We start from the raw sequence: 6,997 nt of genomic DNA, 5'->3' as shown, positions 1-6,997 counted from the left end.
GTCCGCCAAAGTCTCGTTCGGCCCCATCACTGCGAAGACTTTAGTCTCCGCTCCGGGACCAGCAGAACTCTGCCGCCCACGTTTCTCTTTCTTCAATCTTCAATTTTCAAAGAACAGACATCGTCAGACACGATGTCGTGGGCCCGTTTCGCTTTCGGCTCCGGGGCCCGTCGAGGTCGCTATAAGCGGCTCGCTTGATTTCGTCAACCAGGGCGTTTCTTAGAAGCGAACTTCTTCGTCGCCAGCGGCGCGCCGCCCTCGTTGTTGAGGCGTATATAGGCCCCACCCTCGCAGACTGTCAACGACCTTTTTCGCCTTTTTTGAATTTTTTGCGACAATAACCAGACAACCCAACAAAACCCTGCGTAAGGTCGTGTGAAAGGCATTCCCGCCGGTAGGGGCGGCCCCGTTGGAGCCCTATTGCGGCCCAAATCCCCGTGAATGTCTTGCCTTGGGCATGGCGTTTTCATGCCTTCGCGCGCGTGCCTATATAGGGGGCGTCGATCCTGCCGGCCGGCGCGAAAAGGAGCTTTCGTTGACTTCATCAGTCCCGGCAGGCAATTGTCGGGGCTTCACGTGAAAATACCGGCGACGTTCGGGGACAGGAAAAGCCGCCGCTTTCAATGCAGGATGTCGATCAAACCATAGCCGAACTCGGCAACGAGCCGCCGCTGATCGCGGACGGGCGCAGCGGCCCGCCCGATCGGCGCGAGGTTTCCGCACGCTGGCTGTCGGGCACGTTCCTGACCGGCGTCACCTCGAGCGTGCTCATGGGCGTGGCCCTGTTTGCCGCGCTCGACGGCCGCGAGCAGCTGGCAACGCCGCCCGAGATCGCCGAACTGGCCACGATTGCGCAGAAGGATGATGGCGGGCAAAGCGCCAAGACCGGCCGACTCGTACAGTCGCGCCAGATCGCCAGGGCCAAGGACCGGCGGCGAATCGAGGTCTCCATGTCCAGCCGCGTCGGCGATCGCGACGTGGTGCGCACCGTGCCTTTCGTCCAGGTAAAGATGGCCCTGGCCGCGGGCTACAAGACTTCCCGCAGCTATCCGCCCTTCGATCCGCTCGACGTCTTTGCCGAGGACGGCGCCAAACAGACGCCCACCGCCCCGGCTGGCCAGGTCTACGGGGTCAAGGTCGAAAGCGAGATGAGCCTGAAGACGGTGGATTTCCCCATGGATACCGCCGCCTTTGACGAAAGGAGCGACCTTTCCGGCGACGAGGTGGAGCAGGTCGTCAAGGTCACCGGTGCGATTCTGACCGACGGCGACGTCCAGGTCGCCGCGCTGCACTATGTCGATCCGGAGCGATTCGGCGATTCGCTCGCCTCCCAGACGCTGGCCGGCTCCTATGGCGTGCGAATCGTTCCGGAAAACGTCTCCGTCGCCTCCCGGAGCGCAACAGATGATTCGGCGCTGGCTTATGCGGAGGAAATCATCCCCTTCGCGATCGAGCGTGAGGTGGCCGAGGCCCTGGCCGATTCCGGCTATACGGGAGACGATGCCGCCGCAATGGCCGAAGCCATCGGCAAGATGTTCAATGGCAAGACCCTCAAGGCCGGCGCGGTGCTGCGCGTCGGGCTCGAGGTGCGCGGGGACGAAGCCCGAATCGTCCGCACCAGCGTCTACAACCGAACCCAGCACCTGCTGACCATCGCGCTCAACGACCACAACCAATATGTGACCACGGACGAGCCCGAGCCCAACCCGGAGCTTCTGACGGCATTCGACGGTTCGCTTCCTGCGACCGCGCGCGGCAACCTGCCCACCGTCTATGACGGCATCTACCGGGCGGCCTATTCCTATGACATGTCGAGGGACATGACGAAGCAGCTCATCAAGCTGCTGGCCTCGGAGGTCGACTTCCAGTCGCGCCTCAATCCCTCCGACCGGCTCGAGGTGCTGTTCTCCGAGCCCGACGGCGAAGACCAGGAATCGCAGCTCCTCTACGTCTCGGCGATGTTCGGCGGCGCCACCCGCAATTTCTACCGCTTCCAGATGCGCGACGGCAGCATCGACTATTTCGACGGCGAAGGCCGCAGCGCCAAGCAGTTCCTGCTGCGCAACCCGCTGCCCAACGGCGTGTTCCGCTCCGGCTTCGGCGCGCGCCGGCACCCGGTGCTCGGCTATACCCGCATGCACACCGGCGTCGACTGGGCAGCCCCCACCGGAACGCCGATCATCGCCGCGGGCAATGGCGTGGTGGAAAAGGCCGCCTGGGCCGGCGGCTACGGCAAGCAGACCATCATCCGCCACGCCAATGGCTACCAGACCTCATACAACCACCAGAGCGGCTTCGCGTCGGGCATCGTGCCGGGCGCCAAGGTGCGCCAGGGCCAGGTGATCGGCTATCTCGGCTCTACCGGCCTCTCGACCGGGCCGCACCTTCACTATGAACTGATGGTCAACGGCGCCAAGGTCGACCCGATGCGCGTGCGCCTGCCCGTGGGGAAGGTGCTGCAGGGCGACGACCTCGTTTCCTTCAAGCGCGAGCGCGAGCGAATCGACGCCCTGCTGAAGGACGGCGCCGGCGGCTCGCTCAAGGTGGCCAGCAGCGCCAAGGCGAGCGGCTAACGCTCGCACTTTCGGCACGCCGCCTCAGGCGGACAGCGCCCAGATCTCCAACACTGATTCGTCCTCAAGCATCGGCCCGCGAATCGATTCGGATTCGCGGGCCGATATGCGGGACAGTTTGATTCGCGGCCGCAGGCGGTCGCCTGTCCGCGGGCAAGGATCTAATCGACGAACTCGACCGGCACGCCGGGGCTGACCAGCTTGGCAAGCTGCTCTGCGTCCCAGTTGGTTAGGCGCACGCAGCCATGGCTTTCGGTCTTGCCGATCTTGGAGGGTTCGGGCGTGCCGTGAATGCCGTAGGTCGGCTTGTCGAGCGCGATCCAGACCGTGCCGACCGGGCCGTTCGGGCCCGGCGGAATGGTGAGGATCCTGTCATTGTCGCCCTGCTTGAAGTTGAGCTTGGGATTGTAGGTGTAATTGGGGTTGAGCGCGACCCGCGACACGGCATGCGTGCCGGTGGGCGAAGGCGTGTCGGCCGAGCCGATCGTTGCCGGATAAGCAACCACCAGCCTGCCCGATTCGTCATAGGCGCGAACCTGCTTGCGGCTCTTGTCGGCAATGATTTGCGTCACCTTGCCAGCGGGCTTCCGGTTGACATTCGCCACCCGGATGATGGTGCCGGGGCGATTGAAGTTCGCCTCCGGATTGAGCGCCTTCAGATAGGCTTGGTCCATGTGGAAGCGCTCGGCCAGCATTTCGACCACCGAGGTGAAGCTCATATGTTCGAGCTGCGCCTTCTGGCCGTAATCGGCCGGAACCGATGCCACGAAGGGCCCGGCGGCATCCTCCGGCGTGATCGTGTAGTTGATGAACGGATCGCCGCCGCTCGCGGCAAGAGCTGCCCTGATGTCGGCCGTGTCGGTCGACTTCAGGTTGGTGCCGGTGATGTCGCGATAGGCAAGCAGGGCCTTGTCGACATTGCTGCCGAACTTGCCGTCGATGACGCCGGGCGAAGCGCCGGCACGGTCCAGCAGGATCTGAAGCGAGGCGACGTCCTCGCGCGCGGTGAAGCTAGTCGGCGGCTGCAACGCTCCGCCGTCGAACTCCGGCGCCTCGATGATGGTGGTGGTGTCCGACTCCGGCGCGCGTGCGACCGGATCGCCCAGCGGGCTGCGCGTCACCGGCTCGCGCCGGACCACCCGCGGTTCGGGCCCCAGGCCCTCGTCGGGATAGGTCCCGTCGTCCGGATACACATGTTGGGGCGCCGGTGGAAACTCGTCCAGGCCCCAATCGCCATAATTGTCGGGCGGCGGCGCCTGGTAGCGCTCCAGCGGACGCCGGCGCGGGCTCGGATAGGGCTCCGGCTCGGCCGGCTCGACCCTGTAGTAGCCGCCGCGTCGACGCGGCTCGTCCAGGCCGTTGCGCGTCCCCGTCACCCGGCGCGGCGGCTGGATGGCGATGATCTCGCCCGTATAGGCATCGACGATGACCCGGTTGCCATTGCCGTCGAAATAGATTTCCACCTCGCCTGACTGTGCAAGGAGGACGCCACTCTCCGCGTCGCGCGTGATTCGACCCTTCGCGGGTGATTCGCGGGCGTCCACAAACTCTGTTGCCTGCGCGCCGCAAGCCCAAAGCGCGGCCGCAACCGCTGACAGAAGACTGATTCTGCTGACCATATTCGCCAAAAATTCCCCCGACTGCCGCCGCCTGCAGAGGGCAGCGTGCAGCGTCCTGTTCGAGAGCTTCAATCGCAATTGCATTGTCGGCCTAGTGGTTCACACATGAACCGGGCATGAAAATGGCCGCCCTAAGGCGGCCATCCAATGTTCGCGAACTGGTCAGGCGGCCTTTTCCGCCGCCGCGGGCTCGGATGCCTTGACCCGGAAGTTCAGCCTGTCCGACCCAGCGGTGATCTTCACCGTCGAGCCGTCGAGAACCTCGCCCAGCAGGATCTTCTCGGCCAGCGGGTCCTGCAGCTCCTTCTGCATCACCCGCTTCAGCGGCCGTGCGCCATAGGCCGGATCGTAGCCCTTGTTGGCCAGCCACTCGATCGCCTCGTGGTCGAGATCGAGCGTGATCTTGCGATCGGTCAGCAGTGCCTCCAGGCGCTTGAGCTGGATCTTGACGATCTTGTCCATGTCCTGGCGCCGCAGGCGATGGAACAGAATCACCTCATCGACGCGGTTGAGGAATTCCGGCCGGAACGAAGCCTTGACCACCGCCATGACCTCGTCGCGAACCTTGTCGACATCCTCGTGCTCGCCGAGGCCAACCAGATATTCGGCGCCGAGATTCGACGTCATGATGATCAGCGTGTTGCGGAAGTCGACCGTGCGGCCCTGGCCGTCGGTCAGGCGACCGTCGTCCAGCACCTGCAACAGCACGTTGAAGACATCCGGGTGCGCCTTCTCGATCTCGTCGAACAGCACGACCTGGTAGGGCCGGCGCCGCACCGCCTCGGTCAGCGCTCCGCCCTCCTCATAGCCGACATAGCCGGGAGGCGCGCCGATCAGCCGGGCAACCGAGTGCTTCTCCATGAACTCCGACATGTCGATGCGCACCATCGCGGTTTCGTCGTCGAACAGGAAGGCGGCCAGCGCCTTGGTCAGCTCGGTCTTGCCGACGCCGGTCGGGCCGAGGAACATGAACGATCCGATCGGCCGGTTGGGGTCCTGCAGCCCGGCGCGGGCGCGCCGCACCGCCTTCGAGACGGCCTGCACCGCCTCGCCCTGGCCCACCACGCGCTTGGCCAGCTCATCTTCCATCCTGAGCAGCTTTTCGCGCTCGCCTTCCAGCATCTTGTCAACCGGAATGCCGGTCCAGCGGGAAACGATATGCGCGATGTTGTCCGGCGTCACGGTCTCCTGGACCATGCCGCGCTTGTCATCCTCCTGCGCTTCGGCCTCCTTGAGCTTGCGCTCAAGCTCGGGGATCCTGCCATAGGCAAGCTCGCCGGCGCGCTGGAACTCGCCCTTGCGCTGTGCGATCGCCAGTTCGTTGCGGGCGTCGTCGATCTGCTTCTTCAGGTCGGCGGCAAGGCCAAGCTTCTGCTTCTCGGCCTGCCACTTCGCCGTCAGCTCGGCCGATTCTTCCTCCAGCGAAGCCAGCTCGGTCTCGAGCTTCGCCAGCCGGTCCTTCGAGGCCTCGTCCTTCTCGACCCGCAGCGCTTCGCGCTCGATCTTTAGCTGCATGATGCGGCGGTCGACCTCGTCCAGTGCCTCCGGCTTCGAGTCGACCTGCATGCGCAGCCGCGAAGCGGCTTCGTCCACCAGGTCGATTGCCTTGTCGGGCAGGAAGCGGTCGGAAATGTAGCGGTTGGACAGCGTCGCCGCGGCGACCAGCGCCGAATCGGAGATGCGCACCTTGTGGTGCTGTTCGTACTTCTCCTTCAGGCCGCGCAGGATCGAGATCGTGTCTTCCACCGTCGGCTCATCGATGAAGACCGGCTGGAAGCGGCGGGCAAGGGCGGCATCCTTCTCGATATATTTGCGGTACTCGTCCAGCGTGGTGGCGCCTACGCAATGCAGTTCCCCGCGCGCCAGCGCGGGCTTCAAGAGATTCGACGCATCCATCGCGCCGTCGGCCTTGCCAGCGCCGACCAGCGTGTGCATCTCGTCGATGAACAGGATGATGCCGCCGGCAGCCGACGTGACTTCCGAAAGCACCGCCTTCAGGCGCTCCTCGAACTCGCCGCGATATTTCGCGCCGGCAATCAGCGCGCCCATGTCGAGCGCCATCAGCTGCTTGTCCTTCAGCGATTCGGGCACGTCGCCATTGACGATGCGCAGCGCCAGGCCCTCGGCGATGGCCGTCTTGCCTACGCCGGGCTCGCCGATCAGCACGGGGTTGTTCTTGGTGCGCCGCGACAGCACCTGGATGGTGCGGCGGATTTCGTCGTCGCGGCCGATGACCGGGTCGAGCTTGCCCGCGCGCGCATCTGCGGTCAGGTCGCGCGCATATTTCTTCAGCGCGTCATAGCCCTGTTCGGCGCTGGCCGAATCGGCCGTGCGGCCCTTGCGAATCTCGTTGATCGCCTGGTTCAGCGCCTGCGGGGTCACCCCGGCCTTGGCGAGGATTTCGGAAGTCTTGGCAGACTTTTCCATCGCCAGCGCCTGCAAGAGCCGCTCGACCGTGACGAAACTGTCGCCGGCCTTCTGCGCCAGCTCCTCGGCTGTCGAAAAAACCTTTGCCAGCGGCTGGGCCAGATAGAGCTGGCCGTTTCCGCCTTCGACGCGCGGCATCGCTTCAAGCGCGGCCTCGACGCCGAGCTTGACGTCGCGGGCGCTGCCGCCGGCGCGCTCGATCAGCGAGGCGGCAAGGCCCTCGTCGTCGTCGACGAGAACCTTCAAAATGTGTTCGGGAGAAAACTGCTGATGGTTTCTTGAAAGGGCCAGCGTCTGGGCTGACTGAATGAAGCCGCGAACGCGCTCGGAATATTTTTCCAAATTCATGATCGTCTCCATGCGTCACCGGCCCGCTTT

At 64.6% G+C, this 6,997-nt stretch carries 3 protein-coding genes; 1 reads left to right on the top strand and 2 read right to left on the bottom strand.

Features of this window, described 5'->3' with window-relative positions; genetic code table 11:
- The first annotated feature begins 623 nt into the window (after nt 1-623).
- Entirely contained in the window at nt 624-2,573 is a 1,950-nt protein-coding gene (locus tag ABLE86_RS18475; RefSeq protein WP_348780433.1) for a M23 family metallopeptidase, read from the top strand.
- 161 nt (nt 2,574-2,734) lie between these two features.
- On the opposite strand, the gene ABLE86_RS18470 is transcribed toward ABLE86_RS18475, so the two are convergent.
- Both ABLE86_RS18470 and clpB read right to left on the bottom strand, forming a co-directional pair.
- Nucleotides 2,735-4,036 carry a L,D-transpeptidase gene (locus ABLE86_RS18470; protein ID WP_348780432.1) on the bottom strand — a complete coding sequence of 434 codons (1,302 nt, stop codon included), beginning with the start codon at nt 4,034-4,036 and terminating at the stop codon, nt 2,735-2,737.
- A 318-nt stretch (nt 4,037-4,354) separates the two neighbouring features.
- Nucleotides 4,355-6,967, bottom strand: a complete 2,613-nt coding sequence (clpB, locus tag ABLE86_RS18465; protein ID WP_348780431.1) for an ATP-dependent chaperone ClpB — start codon at nt 6,965-6,967, stop codon at nt 4,355-4,357.
- Nucleotides 6,968-6,997 lie beyond the last annotated feature (30 nt).

The sequence above is a fragment of the Mesorhizobium sp. KR2-14 genome, from assembly GCF_040049255.1.
Classification (GTDB): domain Bacteria; phylum Pseudomonadota; class Alphaproteobacteria; order Rhizobiales; family Rhizobiaceae; genus Pseudaminobacter.
This window is presented reverse-complemented; position numbering and strand designations above follow the sequence as displayed.

Bases quoted from the DNA above. Each gene is read 5' to 3' on its own strand.
- clpB (WP_348780431.1), bottom strand. From the start codon at position 6,967: ATGAATTTGGAAAAATATTCCGAGCGCGTTCGCGGCTTCATTCAGTCA.
- ABLE86_RS18475 (WP_348780433.1), top strand. From the start codon at position 624: ATGCAGGATGTCGATCAAACCATAGCCGAACTCGGCAACGAGCCGCCG.